Origin of the sequence: Bradyrhizobium manausense (genome assembly GCF_018131105.1) — a bacterium.
Lineage (GTDB): Bacteria > Pseudomonadota > Alphaproteobacteria > Rhizobiales > Xanthobacteraceae > Bradyrhizobium > Bradyrhizobium manausense_B.
Genome location: NZ_JAFCJI010000002.1, coordinates 959,563 through 976,253 on the forward strand (window position 1 = coordinate 959,563; position 16,691 = coordinate 976,253).

At 64.3% G+C, this 16,691-nt stretch carries 17 protein-coding genes; 5 read left to right on the plus strand and 12 right to left on the minus strand.

Features of this window, described 5'->3' with window-relative positions; all coding sequences use genetic code 11:
- Positions 1–20: 20 nt before the first annotated feature.
- Genes JQ631_RS24820 through JQ631_RS24840 form a run of 5 tightly spaced genes read right to left on the minus strand, consistent with a single transcriptional unit; the run spans position 21 to position 4,940 of the window.
- Positions 21–1,157, minus strand: a complete 1,137-nt coding sequence (locus JQ631_RS24820) for an NAD(P)/FAD-dependent oxidoreductase (protein WP_212330332.1) — start codon at positions 1,155–1,157, stop codon at positions 21–23.
- Between the two features lie 8 nt (positions 1,158–1,165).
- Positions 1,166–1,972 (minus strand): ABC transporter permease, encoded by an 807-nt coding sequence (locus JQ631_RS24825; RefSeq protein ID WP_212330334.1) that lies wholly within the window; start codon positions 1,970–1,972, stop codon positions 1,166–1,168.
- Positions 1,969–2,844, minus strand: coding sequence for an ABC transporter permease (locus tag JQ631_RS24830; RefSeq protein ID WP_212330336.1), 876 nt, complete (start codon positions 2,842–2,844; stop codon positions 1,969–1,971). Before JQ631_RS24830 ends, JQ631_RS24825 begins: the two co-directional genes overlap by 4 nt.
- A complete protein-coding gene (locus JQ631_RS24835; RefSeq protein ID WP_212330344.1) occupies positions 2,841–3,881 on the minus strand; it encodes an ABC transporter ATP-binding protein in 1,041 nt (346 codons plus the stop codon). The genes JQ631_RS24830 and JQ631_RS24835 overlap by 4 nt, the downstream gene beginning before the upstream one ends.
- A gap of 27 nt (positions 3,882–3,908) precedes the next feature.
- A complete protein-coding gene (locus JQ631_RS24840; RefSeq protein ID WP_212330346.1) occupies positions 3,909–4,940 on the minus strand; it encodes an ABC transporter substrate-binding protein in 1,032 nt (343 codons plus the stop codon).
- Between the two features lie 272 nt (positions 4,941–5,212).
- On the opposite strand from JQ631_RS24840, the gene JQ631_RS24845 reads away from it, so the two are divergent.
- Complete coding sequence (locus JQ631_RS24845) at positions 5,213–6,127, plus strand: LysR substrate-binding domain-containing protein (protein ID WP_212330348.1); 915 nt, start codon at positions 5,213–5,215, stop codon at positions 6,125–6,127.
- Positions 6,128–6,170: 43 nt separating this feature from the next.
- Positions 6,171–6,884: a type 1 glutamine amidotransferase gene (locus tag JQ631_RS24850; protein ID WP_212330350.1), complete on the plus strand. Its 714-nt coding sequence runs from the start codon at positions 6,171–6,173 to the stop codon at positions 6,882–6,884.
- 60 nt (positions 6,885–6,944) lie between these two features.
- Here the strand turns inward: JQ631_RS24850 and JQ631_RS24855 are convergent, their stop codons facing one another.
- The 7 genes from JQ631_RS24855 to JQ631_RS24885 form a co-directional block, all read right to left on the minus strand.
- A complete protein-coding gene (locus tag JQ631_RS24855) occupies positions 6,945–7,412 on the minus strand; it encodes a nuclear transport factor 2 family protein (protein WP_212330352.1) in 468 nt (155 codons plus the stop codon).
- A 77-nt stretch (positions 7,413–7,489) separates the two neighbouring features.
- Positions 7,490–7,939: a tol-pal system-associated acyl-CoA thioesterase gene (gene ybgC, locus JQ631_RS24860; RefSeq protein WP_212330354.1), complete on the minus strand. Its 450-nt coding sequence runs from the start codon at positions 7,937–7,939 to the stop codon at positions 7,490–7,492.
- Between the two features lie 68 nt (positions 7,940–8,007).
- Positions 8,008–8,931, minus strand: a complete 924-nt coding sequence (locus tag JQ631_RS24865; RefSeq protein WP_212330356.1) for a metallophosphoesterase — start codon at positions 8,929–8,931, stop codon at positions 8,008–8,010.
- Positions 8,932–9,062: 131 nt separating this feature from the next.
- Positions 9,063–10,121, minus strand: coding sequence for a Holliday junction branch migration DNA helicase RuvB (gene ruvB, locus JQ631_RS24870; protein WP_349645022.1), 1,059 nt, complete (start codon positions 10,119–10,121; stop codon positions 9,063–9,065).
- The gene (ruvA, locus tag JQ631_RS24875) at positions 10,118–10,735 is read right to left on the minus strand and encodes a Holliday junction branch migration protein RuvA (RefSeq protein WP_212330358.1); all 618 of its coding nucleotides are present in this window, start codon (positions 10,733–10,735) and stop codon (positions 10,118–10,120) included. Before ruvA ends, ruvB begins: the two co-directional genes overlap by 4 nt.
- Positions 10,732–11,259, minus strand: a complete 528-nt coding sequence (ruvC, locus tag JQ631_RS24880) for a crossover junction endodeoxyribonuclease RuvC (RefSeq protein ID WP_212330360.1) — start codon at positions 11,257–11,259, stop codon at positions 10,732–10,734. Before ruvC ends, ruvA begins: the two co-directional genes overlap by 4 nt.
- A gap of 79 nt (positions 11,260–11,338) precedes the next feature.
- Positions 11,339–12,085 (minus strand): YebC/PmpR family DNA-binding transcriptional regulator, encoded by a 747-nt coding sequence (locus JQ631_RS24885; RefSeq protein WP_212330368.1) that lies wholly within the window; start codon positions 12,083–12,085, stop codon positions 11,339–11,341.
- Between the two features lie 207 nt (positions 12,086–12,292).
- On the opposite strand from JQ631_RS24885, the gene JQ631_RS24890 reads away from it, so the two are divergent.
- The 3 genes from JQ631_RS24890 (at position 12,293) to JQ631_RS24900 (ending at position 16,685) form a co-directional block, all read left to right on the plus strand.
- A complete protein-coding gene (locus tag JQ631_RS24890) occupies positions 12,293–14,041 on the plus strand; it encodes a methyl-accepting chemotaxis protein (RefSeq protein WP_212330370.1) in 1,749 nt (582 codons plus the stop codon).
- Between the two features lie 108 nt (positions 14,042–14,149).
- Positions 14,150–15,574: a methyl-accepting chemotaxis protein gene (locus tag JQ631_RS24895; RefSeq protein WP_212330372.1), complete on the plus strand. Its 1,425-nt coding sequence runs from the start codon at positions 14,150–14,152 to the stop codon at positions 15,572–15,574.
- Positions 15,575–16,220: 646 nt separating this feature from the next.
- Positions 16,221–16,685, plus strand: coding sequence for a (2Fe-2S)-binding protein (locus tag JQ631_RS24900; protein ID WP_212330381.1), 465 nt, complete (start codon positions 16,221–16,223; stop codon positions 16,683–16,685).
- The last annotated feature ends 6 nt before the right edge of the window (positions 16,686–16,691 follow it).

The following is a 16,691-nucleotide window of genomic DNA, read 5'->3' on the forward strand; positions in this document are numbered from 1 at the left end:
CTCTTGGCTCCTTGATATCTCTAATAGCCGCTGTTGTTCGCTGCGCCCGCACCGCCGAAACGACTGGCGGAGAACGCGCCGACCAGCTCCCGCTCGAGCGCGCCCTGCGCCACCATGCGCGCGATTTCGAAGGCGTGGTTGGAGGCAAGCGTCACGCCGGAATGGCAGCACGCGACGAAGGCGCCGGGATGTGTCTCCGACTGATCGTAGATCGGGAAACCGTCCTGCGGCATCACGCGGATGCCGGCCCAGCTTCTGACCACGTTCAGCCGCGACAGATGCGGAAACATGCGTTGCGCGCGATCCGTCATGACGGCGCTGATCGAATGTTTCAGCGCGCGATCATCCAGCTCGTCCTCCTTGCTGTCTCCGATCATCACGGTGCCCTCGTCGGTCTGGCGGATCGTGGTCAGCGGATGCGGCAGGAACGGCATGGTGCGCTCAGTGACCACGATCTGGCCACGGGTCGGGCCCATCGGCGCGTAGAGGCCGACCATGGGCGCCAGCGTCTGGTTGGCATTGCCGGCCGCAAGCACGATCTTGGCGGCACGCAGCTCGCCCTGCGGCGTGGTCAGCCGGAATTCGCCGCCGCTCTTGCTGATCGCGGAAACCGGCCGCTCCGGAAAATAATCAATGCCAAATTCCTTAAAGCCGGTGTGGAACGCCCGGAACGTTCGCAGCGAGTTGACGTGGCCATCGAGCGGACAAAAGCTGCCGCCGGAAACCTCCGGTCCGATGAGCGGCAGCGACTTCCTCACCTCGGAGGCCGAAAGCATCTTCATCTTGTAGTCGGCCGCACCCGTCTGGTTGTGCATTCGCTTGACCAGCTCGGTGCGCTGGCCGAATTCATCTTCACCAAGGGTGAGATGGAAACCGCCGTTCTGCTGAAGGGAAACGTCGAGGCCGGTCTGTTGCTTCAGCTCCGAGGCAAGCCGACCCCATGCCTGCGACGCCTGCACGGTCCAGACTGTGTAGGCGGGCATGCCCAGGCCTTTGCTCTGAACCCAAACCAGCGCAAAGTTTGCCCGCGAGGCGCGCTTGGTGATGTCGCCCTCGTCGAGCACGGCGACGCTCTCGCCAAGTCGGCCGAGGCCCCAGGCAATCGCAGAGCCAAGCAACCCGCCGCCAACGACGGCGACGTCATAATCTTTGGGCATGAGTTCTCCTATCGTCCCGCATCGCCCTTGCCGGCGAGCACGCGGTCGAGCCCGTAGAAACGGTCGAGCAGAATGAGGGCGGTCATGGTCACAGCGATCACGCAGGCCGAGACCGACGTCACCAGCGGATCGATGTTGTCCTGGATATAAAGGAACATGCGCACGGGCAATGTCTCGGTGCCGGGCGCCGCGAGAAAGACGGTCATGGTGAGATCGTCGAAGGACTGGATGAAGGCGAGCGCCCAGCCGCTGATGACGCCAGGCAAGATCAGCGGCAAGGTCACGCGGCGAAACAGCGTCCAGCCGCCGGCACCGAGCGAGACCGCCGCCATCTCGACCGTGCGGTCCATGCCGGTCGCGGCCGCCAGCGTCAGCCGCAGCGCGAACGGAAACACGATGATGACATGCGCGATGATCAGCGCCGTAAAACTGCCGCCGAGCCCCGCCGAGGTGAAGAAACGCAGGAAGGCGATGCCGAGCACGACATGGGGGATCATCAACGGCGACAGGAACAGCGCAGCCAGCGCGTCGCGGCCGCGGAAACGATAGCGCGCGATCGCCAGCGCCGCCGGCACCGCGAACAGCAGCGCCACGAACGACGACAGCGTGCCGAGGCCAAGACTGATCCAGAATGCATGGATGAATTCGGGATAGTCCGCAATCGCCCTGAACCAACGCAGCGAGAAGCCGTTGGTCGGCAGCGACAGGAAACCTTCAGGCGTGAAGGCGACGAGGCAGACCACCAGGATCGGTGCCACCATCACGGTGACGAAGATGGTGTGGAAGATCAGCGCCAGCGGGCCATTCCGTCTCATCGGAACACCTCCGCGTAACGGCGTTCGATCAGCGCGTTGCTGCCGACGACGATCAGCACGAGCGCGACCAGCAGCAGCGTTGCGACCGCAGCCCCGAGCGGCCAGTTCAGCGTATTGAGGAATTCGTCATAGGCGAGCGTCGCCGCGACCTTGAGCCTGCGGCCGCCGATGATCGCCGGCGTCGCAAAGGCACTGGCCGAGAGCGAGAACACGATGATCGCGCCCGACAGCACACCCGGCATGATCTGCGGCATGATGATGCGGCGGATGATGGTCACGGGGCCCGCGCCGAGCGACATCGCCGCGCTCTCGATCTGCGGATCGAGGCGCTGCAGCGCCGCCCACACCGACAGCACCATGAACGGCATCATCACATGCGCGAGCGCGACGACCATGCCGGTTTCCGTGAACATGAAGGGAATGGGCGAGCGGATCGCACCGAGCGACATCAGCAGCTTGTTGACGAGGCCATTATTGCCACCGAACAGCAGCGCCCAGCCGAGCGTGCGCGCCACCACGGAGATCAGCAGCGGGCCGAGGATAACCAGCAGGAAGAGGCTCTTCCAGCGGCCGCTCATGCGATTGAGGATGTAAGCTTCGGGCGCCCCCAACAGGGCGGTCAGGAGTGTGGTCAGAATCGCGATCCGAAACGTCCGCCAGAACATTTCGGCGTAATAGGGATCGGTCGCGATCTCCTTCCAGTTCTTGAGGATGAAGACCGGTTCGATGCCCTTGTATTGGCCCCAGTCGTGGAACGACAACATCACGGTCATCGCAAGCGGAATCAGCAGCACGCCGACGAACAGCATCAAGGCGGGCGCCGTCAGCACCCATGGCGCGCGCGCACTGCGCTCGTGGGCGGCCGCGCTCATGCGCTGGCCCTCGCGCGCACACTCATGTCCTCGGGCCGCCAGGTCAGGCGCACAGCCTCGCCTTCGGCCGGCTGGGGCTTGCCGTCATTCTGGCGGATCACGATCGCCGGGCCGCATTCGCTGTCGCACTGGAACAGCCAGTGATTGCCCTGGAAGATGCGTGTGACGATTTTTGCGCTGAGGCCGGCATCGCCAAAGCCGATTCTCTCTGGGCGAATGCTGACAGTGACAGGACCGCTGAGCCCAGCCGGCGCCGGCGCGCTCCAGGAGCCCGCCACCAGCCGCGCCGGTGTTGCGGTTCTGTCGATCGTACCAGCAAAGTCGTTGGTCTTGCCCAAAAACTGCGAGACGAAGGCCGAGGCCGGCTTCTCGTAAGTGTCCTGTGGTGTGCCGATCTGCTCGATGCGGCCCTGGCTCATCACCACGATACGGTCGGACAGCGACATCGCCTCGTTCTGGTCGTGGGTGACCAGGATCGTTGTGGTGCCGATGGTGCGCTGAATCTGGCGCAGCTCGATCTGCATCTCCTCGCGCAGCTTTGCATCGAGATTGGACAGTGGTTCGTCGAGCAGCAGCACGCTCGGCTTGATCACGAGCGCACGCGCCAGCGCCACGCGCTGCTGTTGGCCGCCGGACATGCGGCGGGGATGGCGGTCCTCGTAACCGGCGAGGCCCACCATCGCGAGCGCGGCACGGACGCGTTCGGCTCTCTCAGCACGCGATACGTCGCGCATCTCGAGGCCGAATGCGACGTTCTCCGCCGCGGTCATATGCGGAAACAGCGCGTAGCTCTGGAACACGATGCCGAGTCCACGTTTTGCCGGATGGATCGCGGTCAAATCCTTGTCCTCCAGGCGGATCGCGCCGCGCGTGGGATCGAGGAAGCCCGCGATCATCTGCAAGGTCGTGGTCTTGCCGCAGCCGGACGGGCCGAGGAAGGAGATGAACTCTCCCTTGCCCACCGCGAGACTGAAGTCATCGACGACAGTCAGCGGGCCGAACTGCTTGGCGACCCGATCAAGCTCGAGATAGACCATACGCTGTCTCCGCTCCGGACGATCAGGTCAGCGCTCGACCTCGCGATTCCAGCGCTTGGTCCACTCTTCGCGCTTCTCGTTGATGGTGGTCCAGTCCGGATTATAGAGCTTGGCCGCCCGATCGCCGATGGGGGCCATCTTGCCGAGCTCGGGCGGCACCTTCAGCGATTTCAGTACCGGGCCGTAGCCGTAGTCCTTCAGCATCACGAGCTGGATCTTTGGATCGAGCAGCATCTTCACGAAGCTCGATGCCAGCGGCGAGGCGTTCGGCTTGGCAATCGGACACGCCGTCGTCAGCAGCGTTGCCGCGCCTTCCTTCGGGTAGACGAAGTCGACGGGGAAGCCGGTGTTGGCAAAACTCTGCACGCGGCCCGTGCCCCACACCGCGATTACGGCCTGGCCGGACTGGAACAGCTCGGTCATCTTGCCCGGAGACGGCTCATAGGCGAGAACGTTCGGATTGATCTGCTCCTTGAAGATCTTGAAGCCGGACTCGACATTGCTCTCACCGCCACCGTTCATCTTCGACAGCATCACGAGCGCTTCGAGACCATAGGTGTTGTTGATCGGCGGGATCACGAGTTGCTTGGCGTATTTCGTGTCCTTCAGATCGTTCCACGAGGTCGGCGGCGCCCAACCCTTCTCGGCAAACACCTTGGTGTTGTACATCAGGCCTGTCGCGACGATGCCGATCGCCACGGCGCGATCGTCCTTGAAGCGCGCGGTGTCGTAGAGATCGGCAGCCGGCAGGCCGTCGAGCTTGCCGCAGAAGCCGAGCTGGATCGCCTGGTACATCGGGCCGTCGTCGACGATGGCGACGTCGATCTGCTGGTTACCCTTCTGCGCCTGGAGTTTTGCCAGCGTGTCGGTGGAATTGCCGGCGACGTACTCGACCTTGACGTTATTCTCTTTCTCGAAGGTCGGGATCACCTCGTCGCGGATGGTCTTCTCGAACGAGCCGCCGTAGCCGGCGACGTAGAGCGTCTTTTGCTGGGCCGAAGCTGGAGCGGCGACGAGCGCCGCGATGCTGACCGCGGTCAGAAGGCTGAGAGTCTTCATGTGGTCCGATCTCCATACCGGAATGAGGTGACGTGCCGACAAGTCTCGCTAGCCAAAGCACCTTCCGCATTTCCTTCCGCGCCGCCCGTCCGATCAGGGCTCCGGTCCCTGTTCAGCGGATTTTGGCGCGATTTAGAGGTTTGAACGCCTCCAAGGTGCCGAAAAAGCGGGCCGTCTCCAGCTCTGATGAAAAAGATCGCAAACCCCGCCTTCCATCGTCCAATGAATAATGGCACCCTCTGCATGCCAGAATGTTATGAATGGTATCTTGGATGGCCCGGATCAATTCGCGGCAGATAGAAGCGTTTCGCGCGACGATGCTCACCGGCAGCGTGACCGAGGCGGCGGCGCTGATGACGGTCACGCAACCGGCGGTCAGCCGGTTGCTGCGCGATCTCCAGGCGCTGCTGAAAATGGAGCTGTTCGAGCGGCGCGGCACCGGCCTGGTGCCGACCGCGGCAGCGATGGCGCTCTATACCGAGGTCGAGCGGTCCTTCGTCGGCCTCGAACGCATCACCGCCGCAGCCGAGGAAATCCGCGGCCGCCGCACCGGCTCGCTGCGGATCGCGGCACTGCCGGCGCTGTCGAACGGCTTTCTGCCGCGGCTGACAGGTCGCTTCCTGAAGGAGCGGCCGAACCTCAACCTGGCCTTCTTCGGCGTGATCTCGCCGATCGTGGTCGATTGGGTGCTGAACAACCAGTGCGACATCGGCTTTGCCGAGGTGCCGATCGCGCATTCCGGCCTGCCCAGCCAGAAGCTGCCGGCGCCCGCACGTGTCGCGGTGCTGCCGACCGGTCATCGCCTCGCAGAAAAGCAAGTGCTGGAGCCACGCGACTTCGAGGGCGAGACTTTCATCTCGCTGTCATCAGGGTCGTCGAGCCGACATCTCGTCGACCAGGTCTTCCATCGCCACGACGTCCGACGCGTGCTGCGCGTGGAGACCGCATTGTCGGAGATCATGTGCGGCCTGGTGTCATCAGGACTCGGCGTCGCGATCTGCGATCCCTTCACCGCACAGGAATTCTCCACCCGCGGCGTCGTCGTGCGCCGTTTCCTGCCCCGTATCGACTTCGAGTTCTCCGCGGTGTTTCCCGCGCAGCGCAGCCCCTCTCCGGTGGCGCTCGATCTGGTCGAGACTGTGCGAAAATCGCTTGCTGAATTCGACGATCAATCCGCGTCCGGATGATCGAACGCTTGCATGGATAAGGCCGATCTCTTAGGTGAGGACAATGGCACGCATCACAATCATCGAGACAGGGCAGGTCCCGCCAAAATATCGCGAGCAGCATGGCTCGTTTCCGGACATGTTCGAGCGCATGGTCCGCGCCGAGGATCCGGACGCCACGGTCGATGTCGTCAGCATTCCGAATGGCGACGCGCTGCCCGATCCGGGCAAGCTCGAGGCCGTGCTGATCACCGGTGCTGCCGCCGGCGTCTATGACGGGCTCGACTGGATCGCGCCGCTGGAAGATTTCGTGCGCTCAGCGTACGCCAACAAGACGCCGATGGTCGGCGTGTGCTTCGGCCATCAGCTGATCGCGCAGGCGCTCGGCGGCACCGTGCGCAAGTCCGAGAAGGGCTGGGGCATCGGCCGGCACGTCTATCAGGTGCTACCGGAGAACGGCGTCGTCGACGGCACCGAGATCGCGATCGCCTGCTCGCATCAGGACCAGGTGATCGAGCCGCCTGATGATGCGCTGACGATCCTCTCGTCGGACTTCACGCCGCATGCCGGCCTGCTCTACGCCAATGGCGCGACACTGACGGTGCAACCGCATCCGGAATTCGACGTGGAGTTCGCGCAAGTCTGCTGCGAACTGCGCAACGGCAAGGCACCGGATGACGTCGTCGCCACGGCGAGGCAGTCCCTGGCGGAGCCGATGGACCGCGCAAAGCTGGGCGGGGCGATTACGAGGTTTCTGGCGAGGCGTACGGCGCTCTAAGCCGCGGGGCTCCTCTTCCCTTGCGGGAGAAGGTAGAAACAGCGCCGTTCGCCGAAATGATCAGAACGGATCCGTCCCCAGCCCTTGCACATCCGCTGGCCTCGGCCCCGGCGCGGCCCAATGAAACCGGCGGTCCTTCTCCGCAATCGCGATGTCATTGATCGAGGCCTCGCGACGCCGCATCAGGCCGTGCTCGTCGAACTCCCACTGCTCGTTGCCGTAGGAGCGATACCATTGGCCGCCGGCATCGTGCCATTCGTACTGGAAGCGCACCGCGATGCGGTTCTGGTCGAAGGCCCAGAGGTCCTTGATCAGGCGATACTCCTGCTCCTTCTCCCATTTGCGGGTGAGGAACGCGACGATCGCCTCGCGGCCTTGGAAGACTTCGGATCGGTTACGCCAGCGGCTGTCCTCGGTATAGGCGAGCGAAACCCGCACCGGATCGCGCGAATTCCAGGCATCCTCGGCCATGCGCGCCTTCTGCGCGGCGGTCTCTCGGGTGAAGGGCGGAAGCGGCGGGCGCGACATGGGAGCCTCATCGATGTGCGGGACCGCAATCTATCTCTGCAGGCGATGGAGTCGAGAGGCGATCTCCTATCGGGCGATCACGAAATCAGATCGGCTTTCATCAGCGTGCGGATCGATTTGGGGATCGGCTGCGCGCGGCCGCCGCTGATGAAGGCGACGCGGACCTCGGCTTTCACCAGCGCGTCCTCGCCGCGCCGCACCTCCTGCGCCAGCATGATCGATGCGCCCTTCACAGCGACCGGCCAGGTCACGACGTCGAGCACGTCGTCCATCCGCGCCGGCTTGAGAAAATCCAGATGCATCGAGCGCACCACGAAGGCAAAACCGGAGCCTTCCGTCTCGGGCTGCTCGAACAGCGCCTGCTGCTCGGCGCCCATCAGCCGCAGATGATTGGTGCGCCCACGCTCCATGTAGCGCAGATAATTGGCGTGATAGACGATGCCGGAGAAATCCGTGTCCTCGTAATAGACGCGGACCTGCATGTGGTGGCGGCCGTCGCGGATCTCGCCGTCGAGATGAGCTGTCACGTCGCGAGCCTCTTTGCTTGTCGCTACCGGCCCGTTTTGCGCAAAAACGGCCGGCAGCGCAAGCGCGGCTACGACACGATTATCGCCGGCACCCGCCCGAGCGTCACCTCGACGATTTCAGGCGGCACCCCGACGCGGACAGGAAATATGCTGCAACCGAGACCGCCGGAAACGATGACGTCGCAGTTCAACCGAAAGTGCCCATAGGCGAGCTGCGCGGCATATTGCTTCGGGAGCGCCGGCGACCAGCCGAACAGACGAACCTGGCCGCCATGGGTATGACCGGAGAGCTGTAGTGCGACGCGCCCGGGCACGCGCCAGGCGATGTTGGGCTCATGCGCGAGCAGGATCACCGGCGCATCATCGGTGACCTTTGCGAGCGTCGCGGTGAGATCGTCGGCACCGAAGCGACGCGCGCGGCCGTAGCGTTGCGCCGGCGCATAAGCGAGCTGATCGCCGAGACCGGCGAGCCAGAACGAGCGACCGTCCTTGGCGAGGCGCACGGCATCGTTGTCGTAAACAGGAATGCCGGCAGCCTGAAGCGCGCGATGGGCAACAGGCGTCCCCTGCCCCGCTCGCTGCACCGTCTTGTCGTCCCAATAATCGTGATTGCCCATGACCGCATGAACACCGAGCGGGGCCCTGAGGCCCGTCAACACCCTGGCCCATTCATCGGACGGAATGAACCGCGTCACATAATGGTGGCCGGCGACGTAGTCGCCGAGCAGCACGATGAGATCGGGCTTGAGCGCGTTGGTCTGGTCGACGATGGCCTCGATCCGCTCCAGCGACATCCAGGGATCGCAGGCATGGATGTCGGCGATCACGGCGATCTTCAGCGGCACGTCCACAGGCCATTGTCGCGGGGTCGGACGATAGCGGGTGATGCGCGGCCGCAGTTCCGGCTCGACGCCGACGCCATAGGCGGCCGTCGAGATGCCGAGCGCGGAAAGACCGCCGACGGAACGGATGAGATGACGCCGAGTGATCATGGAAGCCTGCTTCAGATACGCTTCCGTGATGCGGTCCGATTGGAGCGGAATTGGGGTGCGCTTGTGCAGATCATCAGCACAGGGATTACCGAAAGTTCATGACAGCTAGAGCAAATAGCGACCTGGGCAGGTCACTCGTCGCTGTCATCAGTGCCGAACAGGCCGAACTGCGCCGCGGCATCGCGCGAGGGTTCGGCGATGCCGAGGTGGCGGAAAGCGTGGGAGGTGAGCAGGCGACCGCGCGGAGTGCGCTGGAGATAGCCGCACTGGATCAGATAGGGCTCGATGATGTCCTCGATCGCATCGCGCGGCTCGGACAACGCGGCCGCCATCGTCTCGACGCCGACAGGGCCGCCACCGTAGTTCATCGCGATGGTCGTAAGGTAGCGGCGGTCCATAGCGTCAAGGCCGGCGGCGTCGACCTCGAGCGCACTCAGCGCATGATCGGCAATCTTGCGATCGATCGAGGCTGCATCAGCCGCTGACGCGAAATCGCGGACGCGGCGCAACAGACGGCCGGCGATGCGTGGCGTGCCACGGGCGCGGCGAGCGATCTCGTTGGCACCATCCGCACTCATGCCGACATTGAGCACGCGCGCGCCGCGGGTGACGATGCTCTCCAGCTCCTCGATCGTATAGAAATTGAGGCGAACCGGAATGCCGAAGCGATCGCGCAAGGGATTGGTGAGCAGTCCGGCGCGTGTGGTGGCGCCGACGAGAGTGAATTTCGACAGCTCGATCTTGACCGAGCGCGCCGCCGGCCCCTCGCCGATGATGAGGTCGAGCTGGAAGTCCTCCATCGCGGGATAGAGCACCTCTTCCACCGCCGGGTTGAGACGATGGATTTCGTCAATGAAGAGCACATCGCGCTCTTCGAGATTGGTGAGCAACGCAGCGAGATCACCGGCCTTGGCGATCACCGGCCCCGAGGTGGCGCGAAAGCCGACGCCGAGCTCTTTCGCAACGATCTGCGCCAGCGTGGTTTTGCCGAGACCGGGGGGACCGACGAACAGCACGTGATCCAGCGCCTCGCCGCGCTTGCGCGCCGCCTCAATGAAGATCGAGAGGTTCTTGCGCGCCTGCTGCTGGCCGACGAAGTCGGACAGCGATTGCGGACGCAGCGCGGTGTCGCCGACATCGTCGCTGCGGCGCTCGGGCGAGACCATGCGATTGGCCTTGGGATCGCTCACTTCGAGAGTTCCTTCAAGCCGAGACGAATGAGTTGCGCCGTTTCGGCATTCTCACCGGCGCTGCGCGAGGCGGATGCGATCGCCGCAGCCGCTTGGGGCTGACCATAGCCGAGATTGACCAGCGCGGAGATCGCATCCGCGACCGGTCTTGGCGCGCGCTGATCGTCGACGGCGCCGGCGAGATGCACGACGGCCGGATCGACATTGGCGAAGGCCGGCGCCTTGTCCTTCAACTCGGTGACGATGCGCTCGGCGACCTTCGGCCCGACGCCGGGCGTGCGCGCCACCGCAGCCTTGTCACGCAGGGCGATTGCGTTCGCGAGATCGGCCGGCGCCAGCGTGCCGAGCACGGCGAGCGCGACCTTGGCACCGACGCCCTGCACGGTCTGGAGCAGGCGAAACCATTCGCGCTCCTGGTCGGTGCGGAAGCCGAACAGCTTGATCTGGTCCTCGCGGACATAAGTCTCGATCGACAGCACGGCGGCTTCACCCGGCGCGGGCAGATGCTGCAACGTCCGCGCCGAGCAATGCACCTGGTAGCCGACGCCGCCGACGTCAAGGAGGACAAAATCCTCGCCGTAGGAATCGATCAAACCCTTGAGCTTGCCGATCATAGTCCCGCCACCTTCAGCCGAAGCGCCGTACTCTGGCGATGATGGGCGTGAGTGATGGCAATGGCGAGTGCGTCGGCAGCGTCCGCTGACGGCGGCTCGGCCTTGGGCAGCAAGATCTTCAGCATCATTGCAATCTGCTGCTTGTCGGCATGGCCCGCGCCGACGACCGTCTTCTTCACTTGGTTCGGCGCGTATTCGGCGACAGAGATACCGAACATCGCGGGCGACAGCATGGCGACGCCACGGGCCTGTCCGAGTTTCAGCGTCGCGACGCCGTCCTTGTTCACAAAGGTCTGCTCGACCGCGGCTTCCACCGGCTGGTGATTGGAGAGAATGGCCGCGAGGCCCTCATGGATCGCCAGCAGCCGGCTCGCCAGCGGCAGATCGTCCGGCGGTTCCACCGAACCGCAGGCGATGTAGATCAGCCGGTTGCCATCGGCCTCGATCACGCCCCAGCCGGTGCGGCGCAGGCCGGGGTCGATGCCGATGATGCGAACGGGTTGGCGAATCGGGAGCGCGGTCATGGGCCAGTGATAGCGGTTGGCCCATAATAGCGAAACAGAAACAGAACAGAAGTCCCCGGGGAAAGGCCGTCTCGCGCCTTTACCCGCCGATCTTCGCGATCAGCGCGTCCGACACCTCGAAATTGGCGTAGACGTGCTGGACGTCGTCGTGCTCGTTGAGCAGATCCATCAGCTTCAAGAGCTTCTCGCCGGTCTCGTCGTCGACCGCGACGGTGTTCTGCGGCTTCCAGATCAGCGCGGCCTTGCGCGGCTCGCCGAACTTGGCTTCGAGCGCCTTGGCAACGTCGCGATAGCCTTCGGTCGAGGCGTAGATCTCGTGGCCTCCCTCACCCGACACCACGTCGTCGGCGCCGGCCTCGATCGCGGCATCCAGCACCGAATCGTCATCGGCGACGCTGCGGTCGTATTCGATGACACCGGTGCGGTCGAACATGAACGAGACCGAGCCGGTTTCGCCGAGATTGCCGCCTGACTTGGTGAAGAAGGAGCGGATGTCGGAGGCGGCGCGGTTGCGGTTGTCGGTCAACGCCTCGACGATGACGGCGATGCCGCCGGGGCCATAGCCTTCGTAGCGGATCTCGTCATAGTTCTCGCCGTCATTACCAAGCGCTTTCTTGACCGCGCGCTCGATATTGTCCTTCGGCATGTTTTCCTGGCGCGCCGCGATGATGGCTGCACGCAAGCGCGGGTTCATGTTGGGGTCAGGCGTCCCGAGCTTGGCTGCGACGGTGATTTCACGTGCCAGCTTGCCGAAAAGCTTCGACTTCTGGGCATCCTGCCGCCCCTTGCGGTGCATGATGTTCTTGAATTGGGAATGTCCGGCCATGCGTGATCTTCTCTAGGGAATCGTGCGCCAAAGGTGAGCGTGGGGAAGCGCGGCCTTATAGGCCGCCCGCCCACCGGAATGAAAGAGCCTCTCATACTTTAAGGTAATAACGTAGTGGCATGTGCCGGAAGTCAGGCATCGTTAACCCTGATTTCATTCCGACCGGCGAAAATAGCGTCCGCCCACCTCCCGACAAGAGTTGACCCAATGGCGTTCGCAATTTCCCGGAAGCGCCGGCCCGAATTGGCCATGCCAGCGGCAGCTCCGCAAACCGCCTTGCCGGCGGCCCATTCGGGGGCAATTCCGGCCGCCGAGGTCGATTCGGCCCGGGAGATCCTGGAACTGCTGGAACTCGAGCTCGGCGCTATGATCAGACAACTCGAGCGCGCCGCCAATTCGGTCGCGGGCGGCGCCGAGGCGACTGCGGCCACGCTCGCGGATATCCGCCAGCGCACCGACGCGCTGACCGGGCGGACCAATGCCGCGCAGTCGAACGCTTCGGGCTTTGCCCATGCCGCCGACAAGTTCACCCAGTCCGCGCAAGGCATCGGCGCGCAGGTCCGCGAGGCCGGCAAGCTCGCCGATGCGGCAAGCGCCGCGGCGCAGGAGGCGCGTGAAAATGTCGACCGCCTGCGCGAATCCTCCGCGGCGATCGGCAACGTCGTCAATCTGATCGCCCAGATCGCGCGGCAGACCACCCTGCTCGCGCTCAACTCCACCATCGAGGCTGCGCGCGCCGGTGCGGCCGGCAAGGGCTTTGCGGTCGTCGCCACCGAGGTAAAGGCCCTCGCAGTGCAGACGCAGGGAGCCACGGAAGAGATTTCCAGGAAGATCGACGCGCTCCAGCGCGATGCCGCGGGCTCCGCGGACGCCGTGCACCGGATCTCTCAGGCGATCGAGGCGATCCGCCCTGTCTTCGACACCGTCAACGGCGCGGTGGCCGAGCAGAACGCGACCACCAATGAGGTCTCCGGCAACGCGAGCAGCGCATCGCAGTTCATCATCTCGGTCGGCGAGAGCGCCGCCGAGATCGACGCGGCGACCAAGGCCGCCGAGACCCATGGCGAGAACGTCGCCAGCGCCGGCAAGGCCGTGACGACCTTCGCACGGAAGCTGAAATCGCGTTGCGCCGTGCTGCTCAAACAGAGCGAACACGATGACCGCCGCAAGACCGAGCGGCTGCCATGCCATCTCAAATTGGAAAGCGCGCGCGGGGTGTTGCCGGTCTACGATATCGCGATGGACGGCGTGCTGATCGGCGGAGCCGAAGCAAACCGGCTCGCGCCGCAAGCCATCATCGACGGCACGCTCGAAGGCGTCGGCGCCTGCCGCCTGCGCGTGATCGAGCAGTCCACGGCCGGCGCACGCACGCAATTCGTCAGCCCAGCTGCCGAGCTGCGCGAAAAGATCGAAGACAAGCTCTGGTCGATCCACGAGGAGAACACGGAGTTCGTCACCCGCGCGATGGAGGCGGGCAACGCGCTGACCCGAATCTTCGAGCAGGCCGTCGCGCGCGGCGAGGTCAAGATGGACCATCTCTTCGACACGGACTACGCCGAGATCGCCGGCAGCAATCCGCAGCAATACCGCACGAAATATCTCGATTGGGCCGACCGCGCGCTGCCGCCGTTCCAGGAGGCCTTCCTCGCCAAGGAACCGCGCATGGCGTTCTGCGCCATGGTCGATCGCAACGGCTTCCTGCCGGTCCACAACAAGGTCTATTCGCATGCGCAGCGACCGGGCGACACCGCCTGGAACACGGCCAACAGCCGCAACCGCCGCATCTTCAACGATCCGGCGGGGTTGGCGGCCGCGCACAATCTGCGGTCGTACCTGATCCAGAGCTATGCGCGCGACATGGGCAACGGCAACACGGTGATGATGCGCGAGATCGATGTTCCGATCCGCGTGCAGGGCCGGCACTGGGGTGGATTTCGCACGGCCTACAAGCTGTAGTGCACGCTCAGGCAAGACGCCGGATGCGAATCATCCTCTAAGGTTGGAATTGGAATGGGAATGCCGCGGTGAGCCGATGGACGGCCCCGAGTTGAGGAAGCCCGTAACATGTCCCTCGCACAACTTGCCGTCATGGACACTGGGTCCAACCGGACGCTCGCCGAACGGCTGATCGACCAGCTCGCCGACCGCATCGGCGGCCTCGGGGTCGAGCTCGCCGACATCGCCGGCAACGTCCAGGAGGTCGCCAATCGCGTCTCCAATCAGTCGGAGCGGTTCCACCACCTCCAGCAGACCGCGGAGACCATGGTCTCCGCCAACCACGACATCGCCAACGCCTCGCAGGCGGTGCAATCGACCACATCGGCCGCGGTCGGCGAGATCGCGCAGTCGCGCAACGCAGTCGATACCGCGGTCAGCCACATCTCCGAGCTCGTCGCGGCGGTGGAGCGGATCGAGGCGCGGCTGGGCGCCGTCGGCTCCGCGCTGGCGCAGGTGGCAAAAGTCTCCGGTTCGATCGAGGCGATCGCCAAGCAGACCAACCTGCTTGCGCTGAACGCAACCATCGAAGCCGCACGGGCCGGCAGTGCCGGACGCGGCTTCGCCGTGGTCGCAAGCGAGGTCAAGAACCTCGCGGAGGCGACCCGGCAGGCCACGCACCAGATCTCCGACACCGTGCGCGATCTCGACGGCCAGATCGAAGGCCTGATCGGCGAGAGCAGCGACGCCTCGCAGCGCGCCAAGACCGCCGGCGAAGGGGCCCAGCAGATCTCCGGCATCATCTCGCGCGTCCAGCAGGGCTTTGCCTCGGTGGAAGCCGAGATCGACAGCGTCACGCGCGCGGCGACCTCCAATCTCGGCCATTGCGACACCGTGATCAGCGAGCTCAACGAACTCGCCAAGGGCGTCGACCTCTCCTCGCGCGATCTCAGGAGCGCCGACCAGCGCGTGACAAAGCTGCTCGACACCTCCGAAGGCCTGATCGCCCTGATCGCCGACAGCGGCGTCGAGACGTCGGATGCGCCGCTGATCCGCGTCGTCGTCGAGACCGCGAAGCGGATCTCGGCCGAGTTCGAGGCCGCAGTCGCGCGCGGCGAGATCACGCTCGACCAGCTCATGGACGAAGACTACCGGGAGATCGCCGGCAGCGATCCGAGGCAGTACAAGACCGCCTATGTCGACTTCACCGACCGCGTGCTGCCCGCCATCCAGGATCCGATCCAGAAATCCGATCCTCGCATCGTGTTCTGCGTCGCCTGGGCCAAGGGCGGCTATCTGCCGACGCACAATCCGAACTATCGGCTGCCGCAGGGCAAGGACCCCGTCTGGAACAACGCCAATTGCCGCAACCGCCGCCTGTTCACCGATCGCGCGGTGAAGAAGGTCGCGGCCAACACAAAGCCGTTCCTGCTCCAGACCTATCGCCGCGACATGGGCGGCGGGCAGTTCGTGCTGATGAAGGATCTGTCCTCGCCTATCGTGGTCCGCGGCAAGCACTGGGGCGCCTTCCGGATGGGTTTTCGGCAGGGCTAGCCGCTGCTCTCAACCAAAACTCGAAAACAACCCCATGCACCGTAGCGTGGGGCATCGATGGTTCGTACCGGCAGGCCACGACGCAGCTTGACGCGTCGGGCAAAACAGGTGCATAATTCTACTATTCCGAAATCGCATGCTCCTCTTCCTTCTCCCCTTGTGGGAGAAGTGGCGCGTAGCGCCGGATGAGGGGTCTGTCTCCGCGGGCTGATCTGCTCACGTATGTGAGAGGGTCGTATGCGGATAGAGACCCCTCACCCCAACGTGCTTGTGTCTGCTGACGTCGCTGCCCTCTCCCACAAGGGGAGAGGGCACAATCATCTCCGACGTGCTCGTCGCCACCGATTTCCCAATCGCACGACTTTCGCCATCGCATGATTTTGCACGTTCGCACGATCGTCTGCGGCGGTTCATGGCGCGCGTGACGAAAATACGCCAGAAAATGACGCTTATCATATCAACTAGCCCAAACCGTCGCGGAAATTCCCGCACAAATTCGTGAACGTCATGGCCTGACGCGCCAACCGCGCAGATATGCATTGCTGCGAATCTGGAAGCTTCATCGTTTCGCATCGCTATGATTATGGTCGCGCGAAAATCTCGCCGGCCCGATCACCGCAAGCGATCGGCGAGCAAGGGGATGCACATGGCAACGACACTCACCATCAACGGCGAAACCAGATCGTTCGACGCGCCACCCGACATGCCGCTGCTGTGGGTGCTGCGCGACATCCTCGGAATGACCGGCACCAAGTTCGGCTGCGGCATCGCGCAATGCGGCGCCTGCACCGTGCACATCGACGGCAAGGCGGTGCGTTCCTGCGTGCTGCCGGTCAGCGCCGTTGCGAACCACGCCATCACCACGATCGAGCATGTCGGCAGCACCCCTGCCGGCGCGAAGGTACAGAAGGCCTGGCTCGACGCCGAAGTGATCCAGTGCGGCTATTGCCAGTCCGGCCAGATCATGTCGGCCGCGGCACTTCTGGCGGCCACCCCCAACCCTGACGATGCCGACATCGATGCCGCGATGGCAGGCAACATCTGCCGCTGCGGCACCTATGTGCGCATCCGCGAGGCCATCAAGCAGGCCGCTTCCGGTCGCCAGTCGTGAGGTCCG